A 25,638-nucleotide genomic window follows, 5' to 3' on the forward strand; every position below is an offset into this window, starting at 1 on the left:
CTAAACCCTTTTATCATATAAATTCTCGCCATTTTTATAAGCTAAAAATATAGCTAATAAATCTCTTTCATCTTTAATATTTTGAATATTAATTTTGCTTAAAATATCTTCCATACTTTCACGAGTGCTAGTGCCTTTTACTTCTATGGCTTCAAATGGTTTTTCTTTAGTTTGTTCTTCTTTTTCTTCTTGTTTAATTTCTTCTTTTGTATTTATTGCATTATTTCTTAAATTTTCTTTTTCTTTAACTCTAGCTTGTAATTCTTCAACGCTTGGCATTTTCTTACTATCTATATAACCTAAAGGAAAATCATCAGGCAAACCTAAAGATGGCATATTTAGTGAGTTTAGCGTTCTATCAAGCTCTTTTTTATCAATTTCTACCCAATTTTTCATAAATTCTTTGCTTATTTCTTCTACTAAATCAGGGTCTAATGCTCCAAACACACAATAACTTGCCTTTTCTCCAAGATTTAAATTTCTATCATTAAAAGGATTATAAGTCGGATCGTTTTCTAGCTTTTGCTGGGCTAGTTTAAGATATTCTAAACTAGCCTTTCCATCTTCATAATAAGGTTTATTAGCTTGAATATCTAGGTTATCATTATTTGTTTTTTTACTAATTTTAGTTGTTGGATATGTTATATAAGAATTAGCCGTTATTTTCATAATCATCTCCTTTATCATCTATATCAGCAAAATTAACAAAAACTTTAAAAATATAAAACTTATTTAAATTTCTTTTATTTGACTTGGGCGTGGTAAATTTGGCTTTAGTTCTTTTGTAATATTTGGCTTAATTATTAGAGCGTATCCACCTAAACCATCTTTATCCCATACGCTATAAAATTCTTTTTTAGAGCTTAGATATTCGCCAAAGCTTGGGTCATATACTTTCACAAAATCCCCATTAATATTATTTACCACTACAAAATGTGGAAATCTCGGGTCATTTTCAATCTTTACTATAAAAGGCACGAATATTTTTTCAAACATATTACGATTTAATTTATAAGCTTTTGCATTAAAACCCAATTTATTTAACGCATTATTTAATTCATTAAAACTTAGCATATTAGTATTTTTATCTAAAACTTCTAAAATATCTTTTTCACTAAAACGCTTGATATTTGTTAGATTTAGCAATGTCGCTATACTACTTGCCCCACAAGATTCTTCATAACTTTGTCTTACTACGGAGTTATTTTTGATTTGTCTATAAGACTTCACTGCAAACTCGGCATTAAGACAAGTTATAGTTATAAAGATTATTAGAATTTTTGCCATAAGCTAATACCAAACACACTATCAGGAGCAGCTGAACCACCACCAAAACTAGCGTTAAAACTGATACTTGTATCATCATTTATACTATAAGTTGAGCCTACACTATATGTTGGGATACTTCTTAGATTTGTATATTTTACACCATTGATTTTCTGAGCTGCTTGAAAACTCTGTGAAGCTTCTAAATCAAGCGTAATTTTAGGGCTTAATACTATACTAAGATTTGCACCAAAATTATAAGAATTTCCATAATTTATCGCTAGTTTATCAAAAGTCCTAGTATCATTATATGTAAATCCCATATAAATACCCCAAATAGCAGGGTCGCTATATCCTTTTAAGTTTAGCTTAGCTGAATGTGATTTAAAATAAAAACTTTTATTTGTATCAAGTGCTTTTTCTCTTTGTAATAATCCTGCTTGATAAGAAAAACTAAGTATTTTATCACTAAAACTATCAAATCTATAATTAAACCCAAGCCACAAGCTCTCAAATGAATAATGAGTTTCACTCATAGGCTTACCCGTAAAAAAATTACTATATTCATTTCTAGTAGCATTAGCGCCAATTGAAGTTATAAAATCAAGCTTGTTATTAAATGAATATATCAAAGTTTCATTCAAACTAAGCCTTTTATTATCAGTCCAAATCACAGGATCGCCTCCTATTATTAGACTTGGATAACTTGTGTAGATATTAGCATTCCCGCTAGTGATTAAACTAAGACTTGTAATGCTTCTAAGTCCGATTTGTCTTTTAAAAAGACTATCAATAGTAATAGCATCAGAGCCAAATAAAAAGCTTAAAGTAAATGCTATAAAAAATAACTTTTTCAAACTCTTCCTTTCAATTTAAAATATAAAATTTCAAACCCTTTTATCATATAAATTCTCGCCATTTTTATAGGCTAAAAATATAGCTAATAAATCTCTTTCATCTTTAATATTTTGAATATTAATTTTGCTAAGTATTTCTTCCATATTCTCACGAGTGCTAGTGCCTTTTACTTCTATGGCTTCGAATGGTTTTTCTTTAGTTTGTTCTTCTTTTTCTTCTTGCTTAATTTCTTCTTTAGATTGTGATATTTTTAAATCTTCATCTGTATTAGAAAAAATACTTTTCATTAATTTATTTTTTTCTTCATCATTTATGCTATCTGAAGTTAATTTATCTAAATTTTTAAAAAGTTTATTTAGAGTTTTTACTAATTCTTCTGGATCAATGTCTGGAGATTTCTCCAATTCCAACCTTATATTCTTTACAACATCAGGGTCTAACGCTCCATACATACCATAAGTTAGCTTATCACGAAGACCTAAATTATTGTCATATAATGGTTTATAGGTCGGATCGTTTTCTAGCTTTTCTTGAGCTAGTTTTAGATATTCTAAACTAGCCCCATCATTTGCTTTATTTTGTGAGTTTTTATTATTAAGCGTATTTGCATAAGTATTTGAAAAATTATTTACTCCATTAACCATCATAATAAATCCTTATCTTGCCATTCTTAGCAAATCTGCTCCTACTGCTTGTTTTATTTCTCTTAATACTTGATTATATTCTAATTGAAAACTATTCGTAGCTTCATGGTCAAACCAACGATTAAGCATATATATTAATTCTCGAACTGTACTAGCATTTGAAAGATTTAAATACTCTTTTTCTACAGCATATACATGAGTAACTGGTGCCATCACTCCATTACCCACATTTGTATTTTTTATACCGTATAATAAAACATGACCTGTTATAGTTCTGCCGCCTAATGCGCTAATATAATCTACAAGTCTGCCGTAATTTCTATCAATATGCTCTCTAGTACTAGGATTCGCGTAACATTGAGTTTGCCCTAAAGGACAAAGCCCTATACTATTTTTTATCAATAAACCATCACTATTAAATCTAGCGCCTAACTCATTTGATGTATGTGGGATAGCCAACACAAATGCCATACCACCATATGTGTATATATCGGTTAAAACATACCCGCCACGAACCTTATTCATTTCTTCAGTATTTAATACCTTAACACCTAATGAACTATCGCTTATAGCACCTTTGCTAATATCTGCTAATAAATCATTAGCATTAGCACTTAAGCCTAAAACGGCAACTAAAGATAAAACTTTTAATGTTTTTTTAAACATTTTTTCTCCTTTGTTTTAAAATAAAATCTCATAATACTTTAACTAATTTTAAATAAAACTTAATATTAAAAATATTATTAATATTTGTTACTTTTCGTAATATTTTTAAATAATTCATAATTTTAAATTCCTTTAAAATTAATGGAATTTGAAATAGGAATTTAAACTTTTATATCAAATAAACTTATATTTTTTTGGCTGTATTGTAAAGCCACTTGCAAAAACTCTTCAAATGTTTCATAACTATCTATATCTTTAGGAGCTTTTAGATTTTTACCACTTAGCATTTCATAAGCTAGTTTTTCATACCAATTTAGTATTTTTTTATATTCTTTTGCTAATTCTTCACTTCTTGCTCTTTTAAAATCTTGTGATAATCTATTTGCTTCATCAGCTAAATATTTTGGCATTTTTGAAATATCGCTTTGCGTTATTAAACCTTTTGCTACCATAGAATTAAGTGGTTTTGCGACATTTTGTGCGAATTCTTTATAATCTACAAATCTATCCCCGCCACTCATCTTGCCCCAATAAGTTCTCTCGCCTTCTACTAAAAAATGATTATTTCTTAATACGGCTATTAATATTCCACCACGACTTACATCTCCTTGATTGTTTTTATAATTATCGCCTTTAGCGTCCCATAAAATAGAATAACCTTGAGAAAAACTATCGCTATGCACGGGAAACATATCCATTTTGCCATCACCATCATAATGAAATAGTGTATCAGCACCCTTTATTCTTTGAAAATCTCGTGCATGAATATTCTTATCATTATAATCTTCAAAATCATATCTAGTTTGTAAAATCTTGCCTACACTAAAGGTACTATTATCTATCTCAAACCCACATGGCAAATTGTTAATATCTTCTTTGTTAAAAAATTCTTTAGAGTTTAAAAAATCTTCACTTACAACTTGGCTTAAGACTTTATAAGCATTTCCAACGCTTTTTGCTATATCAATTTCCATGAATCTTTTACCTATTATATGAGCTTTATTGTTTTGTTCTACTAAAGATTTTAAACTATCGCTGTGGATTTTATAATTATCCGGAATACCTGCGGCTTTATTAAAATCACTTGTAAAAAAGCCATCTTTATCAACTCCGTATCCTAATACTTCACCTACCTTTTTATCATCTGCTTTATTGTCTACTTTTTTAATCTCGTTATTTGTTTCTTTTTTGCTTATATTAGTTATTTGATATGTTGAATAAGAATTTATTTTCATAATTATTCCTTTATTTTAAACTCTTTTATCATATAAATTCTTGCTATTTTTATACGCCATTAAAATAGCTAATAAATCTCTTTCATCTTTGATATTTTGAATATCAAGTTTGCTTAAAATATCTTCCATACTTTCACGAGTGTTAGAGCCTTTTACTTCTATGGCTTCGAATGGTTTTTCTTTAGTTTGTTCTTCTTTTTCTTCTTTTAACTTATTCTCATCATAAAAAGCTTTTAATTTTAAATATTCTTTTTTAAAGTCTTCTATGCTGATTTCTTCATTTGCAAACAACATTTCTAATCTATTATCATTATCTTCAAATGATTTTTTAAATTTTTTATCACTTAAAGATAGTTTGTCTATGGGATTTTCTTTTAAAAATTCTAAAAGCTCTTTTGAATCATCGTTATTTTGATAAAAAGCTCTTTGATATATTGAATTGTTTTCAAATTTAAACAAAGGTTGAACTTCTAGCTTAAGTGATACAACCCAAGCAGGATCACACTTATTTACTTTAAGAGAATCTTTTGTGCTTAATATTTCTTCGTTTGGGTCTTTTTCGTAAGTAATTATTCCTTTTAGCATTTCGTTTTCTAAGGCTTCATAAATCTTACTGCCTTTTTCATAAGCTCCTATTTTACTAAGCACAGCATTTGGATCATATGTGCCCCATTCATCTTGTGGGGCGTCTTTTAAAATATTTGCGATTTGTTCTTTTAGATTATCTTTAGGAGTTTGAGTGGTTGGAATTTGATTTTTAATATTTGTTTGATAATTTATATAATTGTTATTTGTTATTTGCATTTTAAACCCCCGTTATTTTTCTATATCGGTAGGTTTAAAAAAATATTAATAGATATTTAATTTATATCTGAACTCTTTTATAAAAATCCTTAGCATTAGCCCTAAAATCATTTGAATAATTATTGTTTAATAAAGCATCTACTGCTAGGCTCTGGCTTAACTCTCTTACCTTTTCTTTTAATTTTTTCTCATCTTCAAACTTATCTAAATAATCTTGGATTTTTTCCTTGCTAAGCCCTGTTAATAATTCTAGTTTTGAAATATCTATGCCTTCATTTGGATTAAGCTTACTTAGTGCATCTTCTATAATCATTCTTTCTTTATATTCATCTTTAATCTTAGTTGCCCCACTATCGCTTACCTTAAGCCCTTGTGTGCCACCTAGAAAACTTACAAATAATCCTGCGTTAGAAATCTCACCATCTTTCATATAAGGACTTAAATCAAAATTAAGCTTTCTGCTATTATTTACGCTTAAATCATAATCAAACTTAAAGCCTATTTGTAAAGCATTTTCCTTATTCTCATAATACTTATTGCCAATATTTGCGTGTGAATAATCAAATGTATAGCCATTATTGATTTTAAGTCCAACCAAATCAACATAATTTGGCATATTAGCAATATCATCTTTACTAAACTCGGCTACATTTCCTACAATTTGCTCGTATAATCTAAATTGATGTTTGATAGTGTCTGCGTAATCAATATTTTCATAAATATTATTAAAAATCCCAACTTGTGGCATAGTCATTAGGTTATTTTGTCTTGAGATTTCTTTTAGTGTGCTTGAATGGATTTTAAAATCATTTGGCAAGCCTGCAGCTTTGTTAAAATCAGCTCCTAAAAAGCCACTACTATCAACGCTATAACCAAACTCGGTAGCATTGTAAATCTTAGCTTTTGTTAAATCTCCTTGCCAAGATATATTAGAATTTAGCTTAGTTAAATCATGAGTATTATCAAATACCTTAAATCTTGAATTATTAAACCTATCTATAAAGATATTTGAAGCGTCTATTATGTCTTTATCTAGCGAATACTTAGCTTGAGTTTCTAGCTTAGGATTTACCCTTGCAAATTCACTTGCAAAAATAGATGAAAATGATACACCTGCAGCCTTTTGAGCTTTTTGAAGTTTGGCTTCATCAAAAATTGAAATACTTTCTATTCTCATTTGCTCTCCTTTAAATATTTATTTAAAAAAGCAAAAATCATTCCTTAATATTTTGTTACTTTTTTACACAACTTATAAAAAATATAAGTATTTTTATTATTTTATTTAATATTTATAATTAAGATTAGCTTTAAAAAATTAAAAAGGATTATAAATGATGCAGATGCGTTAGCGTCTAGCTAAACTTTCTAGCTAGACGCAAAAATGAATAAAAAGCAAGCGTGGGCTAGAAAGAAAATGTAAAAACATTTTCTTTAATTGTTGTGCGGTAAGCACCTTGAAAATTAAAGGAAAACAAATGAAAAAATTATTAATATTTTTATGTTTATTAAGCTTAAATGCTGATGAAAAATTAATCAAAATCGGAGTAACTCCATATCCAACTGCTATGATTTTAGAAAATGTAAAAGACTTGGTTGAAAATCAAGGATACAAACTAGAAATCATAGAATTTGATAATTACATAGTCCCAAATTATGCTCTAAATGATAAAGAATTAGATGCAAATTTTACTCAAATTAGACAATTTTTAGAAAGCTTTAACGAAGAAAGAGGGACAAATCTAGTTAGTGCAGGAAAAATATTTCTAGGTCCAATGGCAGCGTATTCAAATACTATTAAAGATATTAAAGATTTGCCTAAAAATGCCTTAGTTTATATACCAAGCGACCCTATTAATGGTGCTAGAGCTTTAGATTTACTAGCCTTAAATAATATAATAAGCTTTAATGAAGATGCAAAATCTAGCACAAAATCAGTATTAGATATTAAAGATAATCCATTAAAACTTACAATAAAAGAAATAGAAGCTCCACAACTTACAAGAACACTTAATGAATGTGATTTGGCGATAATTAATACAAATTACGCCCTACTAGCAGGACTAAATCCTATTAAGGATTCTATATTGCACGAAAGTAGCGATAGTGATTATGCTAGCGTTTTAGCTGTTAGAGCCAATGATTTAAATAGCCCTAAAACTAAAGCTTTGCTTAAGGCTATGAGAAGTGAAAAAATGAGAGAGTTTTTAAATACTAAGTTTAAAGATATATTAATTCCAAGTTTTTAAGGAGAATTTATGCTAAAAGCAAACAATCTTTCTAAAATATCATTTAAAAATCTTTATATTGAGCAAAAGAATTTGAGTGATTTTAAGAGTAAGAACGCAAGTGAGTGGGATAAAAAAGCTCAAAGTTTTAATGATTACGCAAAACACGAAGCTTATGTGAGAGAATTTTTAAAGCAAGTTGATTTTAGTGGGTGTGATAGTTTGCTTGATTTTGCTTGTGGGAGTGCTTTTTTAGCTAAGCACTCTTTAATAAACAATATTACTTTATGTGATTTTTCTCCTAAAATGCTTGAGTTTGCTAAGATAAATTGCCCTAATGCAAGGATAATTCAAGGCTCTTATGATGATTTAGATAGTAGTTGGGATTTGGTGTTTGCTAGTAGGTGTTTAGATGTTAATGACCTAGCAAAAGCATTGCAAATTCTTTTAAACTGCACTAAAAAAAGGCTATATTTTACATATAAAATTGACAATTCTTACATACACGAAAAAATCATAAATGCCCTTGATTTAGACATAATTGCAACGCCTAATTATATTTACGCTGCAAATATTTTAAATGAGCTTGGGTATTTTTTCACTTTAAATAAAATCACTATAAAAAATCAAAATTATTATAAAACTTATGAAGATTTACAAAAAAGCGTTGAGTTTTCTTACAAAAAACTAAATGATATTCAAATTGAAAAACTAAAAAATCTATATGAAAACGATAAAGATTTAATCAAACAAGAATTAAGCTGGGCTTTATTTTGCGTAGAAAAATAAGCCCCATATTAAAGGGGCTTAATATTATTTAAACTCTATTGTAAAGGTATTTTTAGTATTTGAAAGATATTCAAATCCTGCTTTAGGAACAAATTTTATAGTATCTTTTGTGTATGAAGAATTTGAAATATTATGAAAACTATTATTAATAAATTGAGTGCTGTTATAGGTTGGTATAAAGTCAATTTTAGACAATAAATCATCTAAAATAATATTATCTTTAATAAAGCTTAATTTCCCATCTACCTCATCATAATACCCAAAATCATAATCTTTTTTAAATTCTAAAGCTTGATTAGTAGCATTAATATCTTTAAACATTAAGCCTGTATAAGCTATATCATAAACATTATTATAAGTTATATTAAACTCATCTTTACCATCTACATAGACACTGATTGTAACCTTTTGTAAAGGTCTTGGCTTGTCCTTTTTGAAAGTAAATTGCGTAGTATTTTTATAGCTTGCCTCATCTTGCGAGTATTCGTTTAGATTAGATAATCTTGTATTTTCTCCTAAATTATCAAAAGCCAATTTAAATGCTTGATTTAAATCGTTTTTGCTAATGTGTAAGGTTTTTAAATTGCCTTCATTTACTACTAAACCATTTAAATTGCCTACATCTATCATTAAATTTATATCATTTTTAAACTTTGTTGGAACAAATTTGTTATTAGAATTTGAACTTAACAAATAAAGATTATAAACCAAGCCCGCATTATCCCCTAACATAAGTTTATCATAAGCTATATTTTTAATACCTATTGAATTGTCTTGATTAAGTTTGCATTTTTGCATATCTTTTTTGCAAGTTATATATTCGTTTTTAATAGCTTTTGTTTGTGATAAAAACTCAATATTTAAGGCTTTTTTAATAGGTATAAAACAAGAAATTTTTCCATTTTTTAAAGTATTTGCACTATCTAAATCAAATTCATCTTGAATACAAATATCTAATTCTTGGTCGTGTTTTGTAAAATTAGTTTCTGCTAATTCTATTAAACCATCAGTAGCTAAAGGAAAATTAATATTTAAATCAAACTTACCATTATTTATAAAAGCTACTCCATATTTTTCTTTGTTTCTTACACGATTGTCATTAGCAAAAATTGTAATTTTATTATTTTCATTATTTAATAAGGCAAATTTTTTAGTAGTATTATCATAACTAATCACCAAATTAGCTATTCCAATTGCTAGATTTGAATAATTTTTCAATTCTCTTGATACAAAACTATTTAAAGTATTTTGAAATGCTTCTTGATTTAACGATGAAATGCCTAAACTAAATTCTTTAGGTCTAATAGCAAAATCATTGCTAGCAAAAGTATAGTTATAATTATCATTTATCATTTGTTCGCATACTAATTCATTGTTTTGATTAGTCTTTTCAAAATACTGATTATATTTAATACTTGTTTGTTTGATTGCTTGATTTGTCTTTATCCTAAGGATTAATTCATCATTTAATAAATACTTACCAGCACACGCACCTTCAGTGATTTTATCTATTTTAGAATTTGCATTATAGACATTAAGAATTTCAAAATTAGAATTAGGCAAAAAGTCAATATAAACTCTACTAATATTTGAATATTTATTGCTAAGCCCTATGAAATATTCTTCATTTTCTAGCATAGTATTTACTAATTTTGCCTTTTTTGCATTAGAGTTTTTAGCATTATTTATAATTACTTTTTCATTATTATTGGTATATAAAGTATATATATTTTGATAATCATTTACTAAAGGAATACCAACAGAACCTTTGATTATACTTTTACCGCTTTCTTGAAATATAGGTCTTTCAAAACCCCTAATTCTTTCTGTAATTTCAATATTTTTTTGATTAATTAAACAATTGCCTAAATTAAAAACTAATTCTTTAGTATTTTCTACTAGATTTAATTGGCATTTTGATTGTTTGCTACCACTCATATAATATTTAGCGTCAGCTTCTCTTTTTAATAAAGCTTTATTTCTATCCTTTAAATAGATTTTTTCATTTTTAATTTCTAAATTACTAGCGTCTGGATAAAAACTTAATTTAATTTCGCCTTTAGCTATCGCATTTAAAGCTCTTAAATTAATACTAAATTTAACTTCTTCTCCTGCGAATGTTGATTCATATATACCCTTTCTAACAAGAGAGCTTTTATGAATACTATAATTTGTAATCAAATCACTTGAATAATACTTACTATTTTGATGAGAATATTTAAAATTACTAGACCTAATTACATTCTTACCTAAATTACTTGTATCATAAGCAAAAATATCAAAAATATAGCACTTACCTTCATTTTGTCTAGGTAAAGGATATGATGAGTATTCATTATATGCAGCTCTTAAATTCTTTAAAAATGCTTTTTCTTTAAATTTATTACTTGCAAAAATATAGCGATTTTTTGATTGTATTTGTTTTATTTCATTAAAGGTTTTTTGTAAATCATCACTTAAATTAGAGCTTGGATTTGCTATTATGTAATTATAAAAATCATTAATCAAAATACCTTCGCTAATATTTTTTGATTTTATTGGACTTTGGTCAATTAGATAATAAACAGCATCATTTAAAGTCTTTTTATATTCTATTTTAATTCTGCCAGTAGTATCCACTGAATATAATTTATAAAGCTCTTCTATATATGTTTTAATATTATTTTTATTTTCTACTACGAATGAAAATTTATCTTGATTAGAATTAATCAAACTCTTATAAGAATTATCATCAGCACTTGATGAATACAAATCTAAAATATCGGAATTTATTTTAGTATTTACAATATCTAAATATCCGCCTCCACTTAGCTTTTTATCATTGTTTAAACAATAAATTATCTTATTATTTTTATTTTCTGAATTTATTCCCAAGCTTGAGCATAATTTTAAATAATCTCCTAAAAATCCTTTATAACCATCAACCTTGCCTAAAGATGGGTTTAATAAACAATCATTTATTTGCTTAGAATAATTTTTGTCTTGAATAGTATATACGATACCGAATTTTAATTCATCTGCAAAAATTAACAAATTAAATATAAGTAAGATAATAATTCTCAAACAAAACTCCACAAATAATAAATTATCGTTATTTTAACATAAATTATTAGTAGATTATATAGCTAATTTGATAATTTTATTTAGTTAAATTGGTGGTAAATAAATTTAGGAGTAAAATAATCTTTTATCAAAAAGGATAGATTATGAATAAAAATACCTTGATTTTAAGTTTTATTATTGCTTCAAGATTTTTTGGGCTTTTTATTGTTTTACCTGTGATTAGCTTGTATTCGCATAAGTTAAACGGAGCTAATGATGTATTGGCTGGACTTATTGTTGGAATTTACGCAATTTTTCAAATGATTTTTAGTGTGCCTTTTGGAGCATTAAGTGATAAAATCGGTCGTAAAAAAACTATGCTTATAGGATTAATAATCTTTATAATAGGTTGTTTAATTTGTGCAAGTGCAAGTGATATTTATACAATGCTTGTTGGTAGGGTTTTACAAGGTATGGGAGCAATTGGCGGGGTTGCTACTGCTATGATTGCTGATTTAACTAGCGAAAAAGATAGAGCAAAAGCAATGGCGTTAATGGGTGGAGCTATTGGACTTAGCTTTGTTGTAGCTATTATTTTGGGTTCTGTTATTGCTAGTTTTTTAGGGCTTGGGGCTTTATTTTATATAAGTGCTATTTTAAGCGTTTTATGTATTGTATTATTAGCCTTTTTACCTAAAGAAAAAGAAATTATAAAACAAGAAAAAATCCCTTTTAAAGAAGCATTCATAAGTGCTAATTTAAACAAACTTTATCTAACTTGCTTTTTACAAAAAATGCTAAGCTCAAGCACCTTTATGCTAATTCCTTTAGCTTATGTAAATATATTTCATAAAAATAGTGATAATTTATGGATTATTTATAGCGTGGCTATGTTTTTTGGCTTTTTGGCTATGGGAGTTGGTGGAGTTGTTGGCGAATCAAAAGGCAAAAGTAAGACTATATTATTAAGCGGAGTTGCATTATTTTTCCTATCATATTTAATATTTTTAAGCTCTAGTTATTATTTATTTTTCTTAGCTGTTATTTTATATTTTATTGCATTTTGTCTGCACGAACCTATTATGCAAAGCTCAATTTCTAAAATTTGCAAAGCTAGACAAAAAGGTTTAGTATTAGGATTTTCAAATTCTTGCGGATATTTTGGCTCGTTTTTAGGAGCGTTTTTATGCGGAATTTTTATGCACGCTGATTTGGAAAATGAGTTTTTAATGCTGATTGCTTTTGTTTGTGCTATTTGGTTTTTTATCCTAAAAACTATGGATAATCCTAATGATTTTAAGACTTATAAATCTAATAAAGCTCCTTTAAAAGAAAGCGAATTTGTTATAGATATTAATAAAAAAGATGATATTTATTTAATCAAATATAATTCTAAGAAACTAAGCGAAGAAGAATTACAAAAATTATTTTAATAGATTAAAAAAGGTATAAATTATTAATTTATTACCTTTTTTTATATTTTCAAATTCTAATGATTTAACTCATAAACAATCTAAAATCAAGTTTTTCGTGAGCTAACATTCCTAAATCTAATTCGTGATGAGTAGAAAACAAATGATATTTATTTAAATCATTTTCATCTAATAATTGCAAACTAAAAAATCCTTTTTCTATAAAACTTTTAGCAATTTGCATTGATTTATCAGCAGAGCGTTTAGCTAAATCTAAATTAATATGTAATAACTCGCTTGATTTTTTATAAGATAATGGTATAGCACGAGTTGCGTTTTGAGTTAGTGTTTTTATACTTGAATATGCGTATTCAACAGCCATATTTTGCCCTAAAACACTAAAAGCAATAGCAGGATTGCAAAATTCATCGTTCTCACAAGCCTTATAATACCAACTTGCATATTCATCGTGCATAAATTCTGTATTTTTTAAAGTAGCTCTTGCCATACTAATACCTGCAGCCTTGCATTCAGCACTAGCCATTGATGAATTAGCTACTTTTGCTAATTTTAATAAACTTAGTTTTTTACCCTTTAAGCCACAAGCAATAGCATAAATAGCACCATCGCTAGTAGCAAATACATCTAGCATATAACTTTCTAACCATTTTTGAAAGCTTGAAGCGTCTTTTACAACGCCCCAAGAAATATAGCTTTCTAAACCAAAACTATGCGAATAAGCACCATTTGCAAAGGCACTATCAAATAAAAACTGCCCTAACATTAGTGATGATGACTCGCGTGTTTTAAAGCATGACGCAAAACTTTTTGCGTTTTTTCATAGCTTACTTGATTTTCTTCTAGCCACTCAATTATTAAATAATCATCTTCAACTATCATAAAACCATCTTCAAAAACAGCAGGCATATGTCTATTGCCTATTGAATGAGCTACAAAACCCATTTGCATCATATCTTTTGGCTTAATCAAAATTACACTCTGTGGCAAACATTCTATCACAAAAACTCTCTTATCATCTTCGCCTAAAACATCGCCATTATGAAAATGACCATTATCTAGGCTTATGCCAATTTCTACTCCACTATCACTTGTTAAGCGAAGTATGTGTTTTAATCTATCATCAGGCGAAACTTTTACATTATCTATCATTTTGCCTTTAGTATCATAATCTTTTATATTGCCTAGTATGGTTTTTACTATCATTTTTTCTCCTAAAATAAATAATATCTTTGAGTTAGTGGTAATTCTGTAGCTGGTTCGCTATATGCAACTTCTCCATCAACCGTTACTACATAAGTTTGTGGGTCAACTTCAATTTTTGGAGTTGCGTTGTTTAATTTCATATCAGATTTTTTAGCACTAGCTGCACCTTGTATTGGTAATACTTGTTTTTTAATTCCGTATTCTTTAGCAACATTTGCATCTACTGCCATTTTGCACATAAAACTATAGCAAGTTTCGTGTAATGCAACACCTAAAGCACCAAACATTTTTCTATGCATTACTGGTTGTGGAGTTGGAATTGATGCGTTGCTATCTCCCATTACTGAATGTAAGCAAAATCCACCTTTAATTATTAATTTAGGTTTAGTTCCAAATGATTTTGGATCCCATAATACTAAATCAGCAATTTTACCAACTTCAACACTACCTACATAAGTAGAAATTCCTGCTGCTATTGCTGGATTTATTGTATATTTTGCAATATATCTTTTAATACGCTCATTATCAGAATATTCACTATCATTACCTAATGCTCCACGCTGGATTTTCATCTTATGAGCTGTTTGCCAAGTTCTACTTACAACTTCACCAATTCTTCCCATAGCTTGAGAATCACTACTCATAATTGAGATTACACCCATATCGTGTAATACATCTTCAGCACCGATTGTTTCTTTTCTAATTCTACTATCAGCAAAAGCAACATCTTCTTTAACATTTTTACTTAAGTGATGGCAAACCATTAACATATCTAAATGCTCTTCAATAGTATTAACCGTAAATGGCATTGTTGGGTTTGTTGAAGCTGGTAAAATATTTGGCTCACCTGCTAATTTAATAATATCAGGAGCATGACCGCCACCAGCACCTTCAGTGTGGAATGTATGAATAGTTCTACCATTAATTGCTGCTTTTGTATCTTCTACGCAACCATATTCATTTAATGTATCTGTGTGAATACCTACTGATACATCAGCAATCTCTGCAGCTTTTAATGCGTTATCAATAGCACTTTTTGTAGTTCCCCAGTCTTCGTGAATTTTAAGTCCTGCTGCACCTGCACGAAGTTGTTCTAAATTCACTTCTACATTAGAACCATGACCTTTAGCATAAAGACCTATATTAATAGGTAAATCATCAGTGCCTTGAAGCATTCTTTTTATATTAAATATACCAGGGGTACAAGTTGTAGCCTTAGAACCATCGTTTGGACCTGTTCCACCACCAAATAAAGTAGTAATACCATTGCTTAAAGCTTCATCAACTTGTTCAGGATTTATAAAATGTATATGAGTATCAATCCCACCTGCTGTAACTATAAGACCTTCTCCTGCAAGTGCTTCAGTGCCAACTCCAGTTACAAAGTCAATATCATCAGTAATATCAGGGTTTCCACCTTTACCAATTGCGTGGATTTTTCCATTTTTAATACCTATATCTGCTTTATAAATACCTGTATAATCAATTATAAGTGCATTTGTAATTACTAAATCAACTACATCTTTATCTAAAAATCTTGAGTTTTGACCCATACCATCACGAAGAGTTTTTCCACCACCGAATTTGCACTCTTCGCCGTATTTTGTATAGTCTTTTTCAACTCTAGCAAAAAGATTTGTATCAGCTAATCTTATACTATCACCAGTAGTTGGTCCAAAATGAGATGCGTATTCTGCTCTAGTTATTTTAAACATTATTGCTCCTTATTTATCTAATTTACCATTGATTTTGCAATTTTGTCCCCAAACTTCACGACTACCTGCTAAATCAATTAACTTAACACTTTTTTTCATACCTGGTTCAAAACGAACTGCAGTTCCACTAATAATATCTAAACGCTTTCCACGAGCTTTTTCTCTATCAAATTCTAAAAGTTTATTTGTTTCATAAAAATGATAATGAGAACCTACTTGAACTGGTCTATCTCCTGTATTTACAACTTCAATTTCTATACTTTCACGACCTTCGTTGCAAACTATATCACCTTGTGCATAAATTATTTCACCTAATTTCATAATTCCTCCTTAGTTAATTGGATTATGGATAGTTACTAATTTGGTTCCATCTTTGAAAGTAGCTTCAATTTGAACTTCATTTACTATATCAGCAACACCTTCCATAACTTGGTCTTTGCGTAAAACATTTTTACCTTCGTTCATAAGGTCGCTTACGCTCTTACCTGCTCTTGCACCTTCCATTACATAATCACTTATAATAGCAATTGCTTCAGGGCAATTTAACTTAAGACCATTGTCTAAACGCTTTCTAGCAACTACTGCTGCATAGCTTAATAAGAGTTTTTCTTGCTCTTTTTTTGTTAATGTCATAATTTCTCCTTTACAAAATTAGTTTTATAAAATTATTATATTTTTATTGTCTTGCTAAGATTAACTTCATACCTCCTTTATGCAAAAAATTGCTTTTAATATCATTAATATATTTCATAGCTAAATCATTATCATCTGATGAAATTCTAATAATATTAGTATTATTAATAATACTTGAATGAGCTTTTAAATTCTCATTATGAATTGTTTTAAATTCCACATCGCCTTTTATAATCAATGTATAAAAATAGTTATGATTATAAAGAGAATTTAAACTACTATTAGAGTTATAATAAAATATATCATTAATGCTTAATTTATTATTGATAAATATTCTTAAAGATAATTTTGCTTTAAATTGCGAATTTGCATAGCCTAAAAATCCACCATCTAAATAAAATAATCTTGAATTATCATTCATAAAAATAGTAGTTTTGCTTGAAAAATTTGAATTCTGATAAAAAATATTAGCATCATTATGAAAAACCAAAATAGAATTATTATCAAGCTCTATATTTGTTTTTAAACTAGAAGTGCCTTTATATATTTTTTGATTTGATTGAGAACTTAAAGTAGCCTTAGAATTAACTAATTTAAAGCTTTGAGCGTAATTATCTTGATTTACAAAACCACCACCTAAAGTGCTAAGATAAGCAAAAAAATCTTCATTTTCGCTATCTTCTCCAAATCTAGTTGGAACTTGAATTAACCTTTGCATACCTTGTTGGTAATGCTCTTTTAAATGGTTATTTTCAAGTGTTATTTTTAATAAGCTCACTCTAAGCCTTTAAGAAGACAATTTTTCTCAATCCAATTAATAACATCAGACAAACCTTCATCTTTTTTAAGATTTGTAAAGAAAAAGTCTTTATTTTTTCTAAAATGTAAAGTATCGCTTTTCATAATATCAAGATTTGCACCAACATAAGGAGCTAAATCGGTTTTATTAATTATAAATAAATCAGATTTAATCATTCCAGCACCTGCTTTGCGTGGGATTTTTTCACCTTGTGCCACATCAATTACATAAATACTAAAATTAACTAAATCAGGACTAAAAGTAGCAGCTAAATTATCCCCACCACTTTCTAAAAAAAGTAAATCTAAATTAAATTTCTTTTGTAATTCATTTAATGCAGCTTCATTCATTGAAGCATCTTCTCTAATCGCAGTGTGCGGACACCCACCAGTTTCTACACCTATAATTCTTTCTGGTGGTAAAACGCTGTTTTTCGCTAAAAATAAGGCATCTTCTTTTGTATAAATATCATTTGTTACAACGCCTATTTCATAATCTTTACTCATAACTCTTACTAACCTTTCTATTAAAAGAGTTTTACCAGCTCCAACAGGACCACCTACACCTATAATGACAGGTTTTTTCATAACAATCCTTTAAAAAAAATTAATTGTAGCTTTTAGTTTAGTTTTATCAAGCTTAAAAATTGCTGAATTATTTAAAATTTAAAAAGTTTATATAATTTTATTATTAATTATTTATTTATAATAATTATATATTATTTAATTTTTATAAATAATTTTCATATTTTGTATAAATTTTGCATAAATTTAAATAAAAAAAAAAAAAAACAATAAATTATTTATAAAGATTAAGATTATTTTAATTTTAATCAATCTACAATAGGAAAATGTATTTTTGTTTTACAAAAAGATAAAAATCATTTAAAAATAATTTTAAGGAGTAAATCATGAATAATGATTTAAGAGGAAATGCCACAGGTATGACCTATGTCATATTCTTAATCGGTATTTTATTTCTTTCTTTTACTGCACCTTGGCAAAAATTATCTAACTTTGACCCAGCTACAGGTGCTTTTATGCGTTGCTTGATAGGAACTATCTGCCTTATTCCTTTTGCAATTATGGAAGCTAAAAAAATCGGTAAGCTTACCAAAAAAGGCGTATGGCTATCTATTTTAGCTGGACTTGTATTAGGGATTGACTTTACTGCGTGGAATTATTCAATATTCTTTGTAGGTTCAGGAATTGCTTCAATTCTTTTAAATATTCAAGTAATTATGTTGCCAGCTTTAGCATTCATTACAGATAGAGAAAGAATTCCATTTAGCTATTATTTCATAGCACCTATAATGCTTGCTGGTGTTATTTTAGCTGGTGGTGCTTTAGAAAATGGTATAGTTGATCCAAATGGCCCTCAAGAAGTATTTGGTACTGGTATTATGGCAGTTGGAACAATTTGCGGTCTTACTTCAGGATTTTGCTATGGAATTTACTTATTCGCTAGCAGAAGAGCAGGAAGAATTGGAAACGGACAAGTTGTTCAACCTATCTTAATCTCAAGTGCTGCTCAGCTTGTAGCTCCTGTTGTATGGGCGTTCTTAATCACAGGAAATGGTTTCATATTTGACCAAGGTGTTATGATTGATACTGCTGCTGGTATTAAAGCAATGCACTTACCACAAGCTGCTATAGAAAGCGTTACAAGTCCATTTGGTAATGTGGCTTTAGGTGATCCTATCACTGGAATGAACTGGTTATGGATGATAGTTTTAGGAACTGCAGGTCAAGCTGCTGCTTGGACATTTGCTCAACATGGTTCAGTTAAACTAAACCCTACTTTAGGTGCTGGGTTATTAATCTTAAGTCCAATAGCTACTGTTGCTTTAATCGGACCTCTTATGTTTGGCGAAAGCTCATCATTATTACAAAAAGTTGGTGTTGTGATTGCACTTCTTGCTGTTGCTTACCAAAACGGATTAATTACTGCTTTAATGAATAAAATTAGAGGCAAGTAAATATTTAATCTTCCTAAATTATTAGGAAGATTACTTACAATCTTTACTTATACTATTATCGTAACTACAAGCTATATTTATATAAGCTTTTTTATTGTCCCCGCTAAGCTCTTTTGCCTCATCTAAAAATAATTTTGCACTAAAATATTTTATAGCGTTATTATTTATTATTGTATTAATCTTGCAACCATCATTTAATAATTCACATTTTGTATAAGCATAATTTCCTAAAGCACAAACCATAGGCTCATCATCATTACAAGCTCTTGCATAATATTCATAAGCTTTTTTGAAATTCTTTTGCTCTAATGCTTTTTTAGCAATTTTAGTATCATTTGAATTTGAATTAGAACTAGCTGCATTTAAGGCTGATTTACCAACACTATAAATAACTTTAATAGGAATTGTAATTGCAAAAACAGCAACAGAAGTTGCGACAGAAGCCACACCGCTTATTAAAGAACTACATCCTAAAAATATAAATAATATAAAACTAAAAATTATTTTCATATTAATCCTTTAATAAAAAACGCTAATATTAGCAAATGAAAGTTTTAAAATCGCCTTGTTTTGATAGTTTTGAAGTAAAGGGTTCTAAATTCTTATGCTATTTTGAACCACTTAATATTAACGAAAATGTTCGCACTAGACAAGAAGAATTAAGAGCCGAGCATTTTAAATGCGTTCATGTAGTCTATGCTAGTAGAGTATTAAATGAATTTGGGCAAATTGTAGAAAATCAAAGTGATGATGGAGAGCCTAAAGGAAGTAGTGGAGCACCTGCTCTTAATGTATTAAGGGGAGCTGATATTGTAAATGCAGCTTGTTATATAGTAAGATATTTTGGTGGAACATTATTAGGAGTTGGCGGGCTTGTAAGAGCATATTCAAACGCAGTTAATTTAGGAATTTCAAAAGCTAATGAGCTAAATCTACTTTCTAATTATATAAAAAAAGAATCATATTATATAGAACTTGAATATAGCCAAATAAATAAATTAAGTTATATTTTAGATAAACTAAATATCGTTTATTCTAAAGATTTTGGAGCAAATGTTGTATTTTATTTAGAACTTAGCACAGATGAATTAGAAGAATTAGAAAAAGAATTGATAGATTTAAGATTAATTTTAAATAAATTATAAGGATATAAAATGAAAAAATATATGATGATTGTTAGCCTATTATTTTTAAGTGCTTGTAAAAACGAAGATATACAAAAAAGTGTCAAAAATTGCTTAAACGAACTTTCAAATCAACCAAGTGAAGCTGTTTTTGATAAATGTTTTTATTATGAAAATGAATTTCAAAGACAATTAAGTATTAATTTTGAAAATGTATTACCTAAATTATTTAATAATTATGGTGGAATTGCAGAAATTAAAGTAGATATATTAAATAGTTCTAATAATAGTGCTGAAGTGCAAATTATTACTAAATTTAATAATGGTTTTGTTAAAAATGAAAAGAGAAAAATGGTAAAAATTGATAATTTATGGAAAATGTCAGCAGATATTATAAAATAAAAGGCTTGATAATCAAGCCTTTAAATTATTTTACACAACAACTTGTTGCACCTGTATTTTTTAGCATCCAAATTGATTTTTCATAACTAGCAATTTGCTCTTGAGCATAAGCTGCAGTAGTTGTATCTCCTGCTTCTTCAGCAAATTTATTTAACTTTTTAAACTCAGCTAATAAGTATTCATAATCAGCTAATATAAGTCCAACTAATTCAGTAGCTTCAAAGCAAGTTTTATCAGTTCTTGGAGCTTTTGAAGTTTCCATTAATTCTTTTGGGCAAACTATAGCTTTATGTCCTAATTGTAATAATCTTTCAGCACAATCATCAAACATTTCAGCCATTTTTTCATATGCTTCTTCAGTATATGAATGAAGTGCAAAGAATTGTAATCCTTTTACATTCCAATGGTAGTTATGAAACTTTAAAAATAATGCGTGTGCATCAGCTTGTAATTGTAATAATTGTTTTTCTAATGACATTCTGTCTCCTTTAATTGAATTTGTGTTGCATTATAACAAAAATAGATTAATTAATTTTTATTATTTAATAATTTTTATTATTTAAATTAAAAATATTTTTCATTTTCACTAGTATTATTTAACTATAAATTGATATTCTTAACAAATTTATAAAAAAAGGAGAAATATGAAAAAATCATTATTAGCACTTAGTGCAGTAGCTGTTATGTTTATTGGTTGTGGAAACAAAATCAGTGATGAGCAAGTTAAAAATTTTGAAATTTCATTAAATAATTCTATTAAAAACGAAATTGAAAAATTAAAAGTTCTAACTGCTATGTTTGAAATTCCATCTAATGTAAATATTAGTGATTACAAATGTGAAAATAAAGGTGATTATGCAGAATGTAAGAGCAAAGGTATTGATGTTATTATAAATAATCAAAAAGTTTTAAGTGTTGAAGAAATAAAAATTGAAACAAATGGATTTTATACTGGAGATAAAAAAGGAAGTGTTAGCATAAAAGAATTAGCAACTAATACTCCTAAAGAAAGTTTTTATAAAAGCGAAATAAAATCAATTAAACTAGGTGAAATAGCTGTAGGATTTGCTAGTATGTTGGCTATTTCTGATAATAAATTAGGAATACTTCCAGAACTAGCAAAAGATGAATATTCTATCAACACAATTACTAAAACAAAAGATGTGGCAAATAATGGAAATGTTAAGGTTGAATTTAAATTAATCGGCAAACATAATAAAAATGAATTAGCTTTTGCAATAGATTTAAATGTATTAGATAAATTCTTTGAAATATGTGATAAATTAAATATTACTTATAATATTGATAATTATAAGATTGATAATGTAGATACACTTGATAAATACGATATGGATAATAAAGAATTTGCAGAATCTTTATTAATTAATTCAATTGAAAGCAAAATAAATATTAACAATAACTTAAAAGCTATTAAAGAATATGTAATGCAAAATATTGATAAAGTCCCTGAACAATTTAGACCAATTGTTGATAGTTTTTTTGCTAATACACCACACAAATTTGAGCAAAGTTTAAAAGTTAAAAATAAATATAATATGTTAAAAGCTATAGAAGAAAGTGAAAATCAATTACCTAAAGACTTTAACGATAATGTAGAAATAAAAATAAACGGTATGAATTTTACTCAAATAAAATAAAAAAAATCCTATTTCAAATTCTAGAATTTGAAATAGGAATAAAACTTATTTTTTCTTACTTTCATTAAATTTTAATAATTCTTTTTTAACTACTGGAGCTAATAAAAATAACGCTAAAACATTAGGTAATACCATTAAAGTATTACATAAATCAGAAATACTCCAAACCAAATCAAGCTTTAGCATAGCACCTATAAAAATACATAAAACAAACACTATTTTAAATATAGGTAAAGCTTTATTTGAGAATAAATATTGCACATTAATTTGAGCGAAATAATACCAGCCAATAATGGTTGTAAATGCAAAAAACACAAGACAAATTGCAAGTAATTTCACACCAATACTACCAAAAGCAATGCTAAATGCCGAAGTAGTTAGCTCAATACCGCTAAGACTTAAATCAGCTCCGCTAAGTAAGATTATAAGAGCAGTTGCTGTGCAAATAAATGCTGTATCAATAAATACTGCAAGCATTGCCACAAAACCTTGAGAAACAGAATTTTTAGTAGTTGCACTTGCGTGTGCGTGTGGTGTGCTTCCCATACCTGCTTCGTTTGCAAAAAGTCCCCTTGCAACCCCATATCTAATAGCCTCTTTAATACCAATTCCAACAGCTCCACCAGCTACTGCTTCAAGTCCGAAAGCTTGTTTAAAAATCATAGAAAATACATTGCCTATATTTTCGTGAAATGCTATTAAAATATAAACTGCAACCAAAACATAAAATATAGCCATAAAAGGCACTACAAGTTCAGCAAATCTAGCAATCCTTTTAACCCCACCAATCACCACAAATCCTGCGATAATTGCAGTAATTGCTCCTGTGATTTTCAAATCCACCCCAAAAGCTTGATGAATTGCACCTGAAATAGAATTGCTTTGTGTCATTTGACCCGCACAACCAAGTGCAACAATAATTGCAATAGCGAAAAATCCAGCGAGTAAATTGCAAGTATTAGCACCTAATTTTTTCTTAAGACCAAGTTTTATATAAAACGCAGGACCTCCGATATAATGTCCGTGCTGCCATACTTTGTAGCGTTGTGCTAAAACACCTTCAGCTAAAATTGTAGCCATACCCAAAAATGCACTAGCCCACATCCAAAATATAGCTCCTGCTCCACCTAAATTGATAGCAGTTGCAACGCCTATGATATTACCTGTTCCAACTTGTGCTGAAATTGAAATCATCATAGCTTGTAGGGCTGTTATTCCAGAATTTTTTTTCTTACCTTTTTTGAATAAATCTCCAAAACTTGCACTCAAGCCTTCTTTAAAATAACGAAATTGCGGAAAACCTAGATAAATAGTGAAAATAAGACCTATTCCAACTAAGGCAAATACAAGAACATAAGCAACTAAAACTCCATTAATTTGCTCAATAAATTGATGAAAATCCATATGAAAACCTTGTTATAAATTAAAAAGTTTTAAGTCTAACAAAAAAAGTAAAAATTTTGCTTAAATTAATATTCTTTTGCAATCTAATTTAATAAATTTAAGCAATAAATACTACTAATTATAAAATATTAATAAAATAGCGTTATTAAAATAAATAAAATAATTAAATTGTGTTTTCATTAATTTAAAAAATAAATTGTAAAAACATTATTTAAAAAATTCTTTAAATACGCCAATATCCTGGCAAAATAAAAATTAATTCAAATTCCTTAAAAAATATAAATATTAAAATATAGCTTTAATATAGGCTATAAAATCAATTTTATCAATACAACTTATTTATAGTATAAATAAAATATTTTAAATTAAATAATTTTTTAATTAATAAGCAATAAAAATGAGTAGCTAAGCTAGAGCATTATTAAAAACTCTAAAATACTTAGAATATATGCAAATTAGATTTTAAATTGCAAACCTAATTCTACTACAACCTTTCAAATTATAAAAAATAAATTCAAATACAAATTAAGTAAAGATTAAGAATGTGGGGGGGGGTGCTATTATACTGATTTTACAAAAAGCATTAAGCTTTAAAAAAACCAAATCAAAAGGAGATTAAATGAAAAAAATTATTAAGTTTTGCAATATTTGCATCTATGTTAGTTGCTTGTGGGAGTGATAATCCTAAAGCTGATGGTACTTCAGATGTTGTAGTTAAAAAATGTTTGAAGTTAGTGATTGAAGAAGATAAACAAGCTGTTAAGTGCTTTAATTTTAAATCAGAAGATGAAAAAAATATTTTATTAGAAAAAATGTCTTATAAAGCAAAGGGCATTAAAGAAATGGGTAGTGTTAAATCAATAGAAACAAGCTTAGACTATGAGTTAGGAAGCTCAGCTGGAGTTAGATATAAAGTAACATTTAATAATGGTGAAAGTTTTTCTAAAGAAATGAACCTTATAAAGATAAATAATACTTGGTATATGGAACGCTAATTTTAGTTATTACAATTTAAGATTTATTGGAATTTATTTTAAGGATAAATTCCAAGCTTCATTGATAAAATACAATAACTTAAACTCTTAAAAACATATTATGGAATTTAAAAAATTAGTGTCTAATTTATTTTAACAATAAAATTAAGCTAAACTTAGCTTTTAAATACTTTTAATGCTCTAGAATTTCAATCAGGAATTTGATTTTTAAAGAGTAGAAATCTAAATCATAATTTTTATAATAATTCTTAAAATAAGATTTTATTATCACTAAAGTCATATTCAATCTCACTAACTTTGTTTAAATCTTTATCTAGCAGCTTTTTTGTTTCATCACTTGCGAAAAATTCTTTACAATTTTTATCATTTGCATTTATATTTTTAATACGCAAAATACTATTTTTAGCACTTACTTTTATACAAGCAATGCCATTTATTAAAAACTCTCCATCAGGATTTATAGGTGCATAAGTCATATCGATAATCTTAGCAAATCTACCTTGTGCTACATAAAAAGCAGAAATATCAGAAATTATTATTGATAAATTAGATGCGTTTTGTTTATGAAAATTAGGTTCACTTTTAGGCTCTTCGGATAAAATATTATAAGCTTGTGCATAAAAAAATACTGCTGTTTTTTTTATCCATACTCACACCATCACCTTATATTTTATAAAAATTTATAGGTTCATTATCTTTAGCTTCATCAAGACTTAAAACCTGTGTTTTACACCTACAACCCCAGCCATTCGGTTTTGATTAAAG

Annotated in this window: 28 protein-coding genes; 8 read left to right on the forward strand and 20 right to left on the reverse strand. The window is 27.8% G+C overall.

The window, feature by feature from the left end:
* From AVBRAN12637_RS01055 to AVBRAN12637_RS01090, 8 genes are all read right to left on the reverse strand, one after another.
* The gene (locus AVBRAN12637_RS01055; protein ID WP_239803357.1) at positions 1 to 669 is read right to left on the reverse strand and encodes a hypothetical protein; all 669 of its coding nucleotides are present in this window, start codon (positions 667 to 669) and stop codon (positions 1 to 3) included.
* Between the two features lie 63 nt (positions 670 to 732).
* Entirely contained in the window at positions 733 to 1,287 is a 555-nt protein-coding gene (locus AVBRAN12637_RS01060; protein WP_239803356.1) for a cysteine peptidase family C39 domain-containing protein, read from the reverse strand.
* Entirely contained in the window at positions 1,272 to 2,123 is an 852-nt protein-coding gene (locus AVBRAN12637_RS01065) for a hypothetical protein (RefSeq protein WP_214119684.1), read from the reverse strand. Before AVBRAN12637_RS01065 ends, AVBRAN12637_RS01060 begins: the two co-directional genes overlap by 16 nt.
* Positions 2,124 to 2,153: 30 nt before the next feature.
* Entirely contained in the window at positions 2,154 to 2,771 is a 618-nt protein-coding gene (locus tag AVBRAN12637_RS01070; RefSeq protein ID WP_214118894.1) for a hypothetical protein, read from the reverse strand.
* Positions 2,772 to 2,780: 9 nt separating this feature from the next.
* Complete coding sequence (locus tag AVBRAN12637_RS01075; protein WP_239803355.1) at positions 2,781 to 3,434, reverse strand: hypothetical protein; 654 nt, start codon at positions 3,432 to 3,434, stop codon at positions 2,781 to 2,783.
* Positions 3,435 to 3,595: 161 nt separating this feature from the next.
* Positions 3,596 to 4,669, reverse strand: coding sequence for a Cj0814 family flagellar-dependent secreted protein (locus tag AVBRAN12637_RS01080; RefSeq protein WP_336615178.1), 1,074 nt, complete (start codon positions 4,667 to 4,669; stop codon positions 3,596 to 3,598).
* Between the two features lie 15 nt (positions 4,670 to 4,684).
* On the reverse strand, positions 4,685 to 5,473 hold the full coding sequence (locus tag AVBRAN12637_RS01085) for a hypothetical protein (RefSeq protein ID WP_336615179.1): 789 nt from the start codon (positions 5,471 to 5,473) through the stop codon (positions 4,685 to 4,687).
* Positions 5,474 to 5,534: 61 nt separating this feature from the next.
* Positions 5,535 to 6,650 (reverse strand): Cj0814 family flagellar-dependent secreted protein, encoded by a 1,116-nt coding sequence (locus tag AVBRAN12637_RS01090; protein ID WP_336615180.1) that lies wholly within the window; start codon positions 6,648 to 6,650, stop codon positions 5,535 to 5,537.
* A 298-nt stretch (positions 6,651 to 6,948) separates the two neighbouring features.
* On the opposite strand from AVBRAN12637_RS01090, the gene AVBRAN12637_RS01095 reads away from it, so the two are divergent.
* Together AVBRAN12637_RS01095 and AVBRAN12637_RS01100 are read left to right on the forward strand one after the other, a co-directional pair.
* On the forward strand, positions 6,949 to 7,719 hold the full coding sequence (locus AVBRAN12637_RS01095) for a MetQ/NlpA family ABC transporter substrate-binding protein (RefSeq protein ID WP_214119677.1): 771 nt from the start codon (positions 6,949 to 6,951) through the stop codon (positions 7,717 to 7,719).
* Between the two features lie 9 nt (positions 7,720 to 7,728).
* Positions 7,729 to 8,487, forward strand: coding sequence for a class I SAM-dependent methyltransferase (locus tag AVBRAN12637_RS01100; protein ID WP_336615181.1), 759 nt, complete (start codon positions 7,729 to 7,731; stop codon positions 8,485 to 8,487).
* Positions 8,488 to 8,511: 24 nt separating this feature from the next.
* Here the strand turns inward: AVBRAN12637_RS01100 and AVBRAN12637_RS01105 are convergent, their stop codons facing one another.
* On the reverse strand, positions 8,512 to 11,550 hold the full coding sequence (locus AVBRAN12637_RS01105) for a hypothetical protein (RefSeq protein WP_336615182.1): 3,039 nt from the start codon (positions 11,548 to 11,550) through the stop codon (positions 8,512 to 8,514).
* 143 nt (positions 11,551 to 11,693) lie between these two features.
* Between AVBRAN12637_RS01105 and AVBRAN12637_RS01110 the strand changes: the two genes are divergently transcribed.
* Positions 11,694 to 12,962 carry an MFS transporter gene (locus AVBRAN12637_RS01110; RefSeq protein ID WP_336615183.1) on the forward strand — a complete coding sequence of 423 codons (1,269 nt, stop codon included), beginning with the start codon at positions 11,694 to 11,696 and terminating at the stop codon, positions 12,960 to 12,962.
* Positions 12,963 to 13,026: 64 nt separating this feature from the next.
* Here AVBRAN12637_RS01110 and AVBRAN12637_RS01115 read toward each other — a convergent pair whose 3' ends face one another.
* Genes AVBRAN12637_RS01115 through ureG form a run of 7 tightly spaced genes read right to left on the reverse strand, consistent with a single transcriptional unit; the run spans position 13,027 to position 17,899 of the window.
* Positions 13,027 to 13,725, reverse strand: a complete 699-nt coding sequence (locus AVBRAN12637_RS01115; RefSeq protein ID WP_214118754.1) for an urease accessory protein UreF — start codon at positions 13,723 to 13,725, stop codon at positions 13,027 to 13,029.
* The gene (locus AVBRAN12637_RS01120) at positions 13,725 to 14,165 is read right to left on the reverse strand and encodes an urease accessory protein UreE (protein WP_214118756.1); all 441 of its coding nucleotides are present in this window, start codon (positions 14,163 to 14,165) and stop codon (positions 13,725 to 13,727) included. Before AVBRAN12637_RS01120 ends, AVBRAN12637_RS01115 begins: the two co-directional genes overlap by 1 nt.
* 8 nt (positions 14,166 to 14,173) lie before the next feature.
* Positions 14,174 to 15,880: an urease subunit alpha gene (gene ureC / locus AVBRAN12637_RS01125; RefSeq protein ID WP_214118758.1), complete on the reverse strand. Its 1,707-nt coding sequence runs from the start codon at positions 15,878 to 15,880 to the stop codon at positions 14,174 to 14,176.
* 9 nt (positions 15,881 to 15,889) lie between these two features.
* Positions 15,890 to 16,201 (reverse strand): urease subunit beta, encoded by a 312-nt coding sequence (gene ureB, locus AVBRAN12637_RS01130; RefSeq protein WP_214118760.1) that lies wholly within the window; start codon positions 16,199 to 16,201, stop codon positions 15,890 to 15,892.
* Positions 16,202 to 16,210: 9 nt separating this feature from the next.
* Complete coding sequence (locus AVBRAN12637_RS01135) at positions 16,211 to 16,513, reverse strand: urease subunit gamma (protein ID WP_214118762.1); 303 nt, start codon at positions 16,511 to 16,513, stop codon at positions 16,211 to 16,213.
* A 43-nt stretch (positions 16,514 to 16,556) separates the two neighbouring features.
* On the reverse strand, positions 16,557 to 17,291 hold the full coding sequence (locus AVBRAN12637_RS01140) for an urease accessory protein UreD (protein WP_214119673.1): 735 nt from the start codon (positions 17,289 to 17,291) through the stop codon (positions 16,557 to 16,559).
* Complete coding sequence (gene ureG / locus AVBRAN12637_RS01145) at positions 17,288 to 17,899, reverse strand: urease accessory protein UreG (protein WP_214118767.1); 612 nt, start codon at positions 17,897 to 17,899, stop codon at positions 17,288 to 17,290. The genes AVBRAN12637_RS01140 and ureG overlap by 4 nt, the downstream gene beginning before the upstream one ends.
* Positions 17,900 to 18,222: 323 nt before the next feature.
* Here ureG and AVBRAN12637_RS01150 point away from each other — a divergent pair, with 323 nt between their 5' ends.
* On the forward strand, positions 18,223 to 19,290 hold the full coding sequence (locus tag AVBRAN12637_RS01150; RefSeq protein WP_336615184.1) for a DMT family transporter: 1,068 nt from the start codon (positions 18,223 to 18,225) through the stop codon (positions 19,288 to 19,290).
* A gap of 30 nt (positions 19,291 to 19,320) precedes the next feature.
* Here AVBRAN12637_RS01150 and AVBRAN12637_RS01155 read toward each other — a convergent pair whose 3' ends face one another.
* The gene (locus AVBRAN12637_RS01155; RefSeq protein WP_336615185.1) at positions 19,321 to 19,800 is read right to left on the reverse strand and encodes a hypothetical protein; all 480 of its coding nucleotides are present in this window, start codon (positions 19,798 to 19,800) and stop codon (positions 19,321 to 19,323) included.
* Between the two features lie 35 nt (positions 19,801 to 19,835).
* Between AVBRAN12637_RS01155 and AVBRAN12637_RS01160 the strand changes: the two genes are divergently transcribed.
* Complete coding sequence (locus AVBRAN12637_RS01160) at positions 19,836 to 20,435, forward strand: YigZ family protein (RefSeq protein WP_336609631.1); 600 nt, start codon at positions 19,836 to 19,838, stop codon at positions 20,433 to 20,435.
* 9 nt (positions 20,436 to 20,444) lie between these two features.
* On the forward strand, positions 20,445 to 20,816 hold the full coding sequence (locus AVBRAN12637_RS01165; protein WP_214118775.1) for a DUF4878 domain-containing protein: 372 nt from the start codon (positions 20,445 to 20,447) through the stop codon (positions 20,814 to 20,816).
* A 25-nt stretch (positions 20,817 to 20,841) separates the two neighbouring features.
* Here the strand turns inward: AVBRAN12637_RS01165 and AVBRAN12637_RS01170 are convergent, their stop codons facing one another.
* The gene (locus AVBRAN12637_RS01170) at positions 20,842 to 21,294 is read right to left on the reverse strand and encodes a Dps family protein (RefSeq protein ID WP_214118777.1); all 453 of its coding nucleotides are present in this window, start codon (positions 21,292 to 21,294) and stop codon (positions 20,842 to 20,844) included.
* 166 nt (positions 21,295 to 21,460) lie between these two features.
* Between AVBRAN12637_RS01170 and AVBRAN12637_RS01175 the strand changes: the two genes are divergently transcribed.
* Positions 21,461 to 22,474 (forward strand): hypothetical protein, encoded by a 1,014-nt coding sequence (locus tag AVBRAN12637_RS01175; protein ID WP_336615186.1) that lies wholly within the window; start codon positions 21,461 to 21,463, stop codon positions 22,472 to 22,474.
* Positions 22,475 to 22,519: 45 nt separating this feature from the next.
* Here the strand turns inward: AVBRAN12637_RS01175 and AVBRAN12637_RS01180 are convergent, their stop codons facing one another.
* The gene (locus tag AVBRAN12637_RS01180) at positions 22,520 to 23,878 is read right to left on the reverse strand and encodes an alanine/glycine:cation symporter family protein (protein WP_214119668.1); all 1,359 of its coding nucleotides are present in this window, start codon (positions 23,876 to 23,878) and stop codon (positions 22,520 to 22,522) included.
* A 656-nt stretch (positions 23,879 to 24,534) separates the two neighbouring features.
* On the opposite strand from AVBRAN12637_RS01180, the gene AVBRAN12637_RS01185 reads away from it, so the two are divergent.
* The gene (locus AVBRAN12637_RS01185) at positions 24,535 to 24,873 is read left to right on the forward strand and encodes a hypothetical protein (RefSeq protein WP_336615187.1); all 339 of its coding nucleotides are present in this window, start codon (positions 24,535 to 24,537) and stop codon (positions 24,871 to 24,873) included.
* Between the two features lie 248 nt (positions 24,874 to 25,121).
* Here the strand turns inward: AVBRAN12637_RS01185 and AVBRAN12637_RS01190 are convergent, their stop codons facing one another.
* A complete protein-coding gene (locus AVBRAN12637_RS01190) occupies positions 25,122 to 25,349 on the reverse strand; it encodes a hypothetical protein (protein ID WP_336615188.1) in 228 nt (75 codons plus the stop codon).
* Positions 25,350 to 25,638 lie beyond the last annotated feature (289 nt).

The organism is Campylobacter sp. RM12637, from assembly GCF_020137645.1.
GTDB lineage: Bacteria > Campylobacterota > Campylobacteria > Campylobacterales > Campylobacteraceae > Campylobacter_E.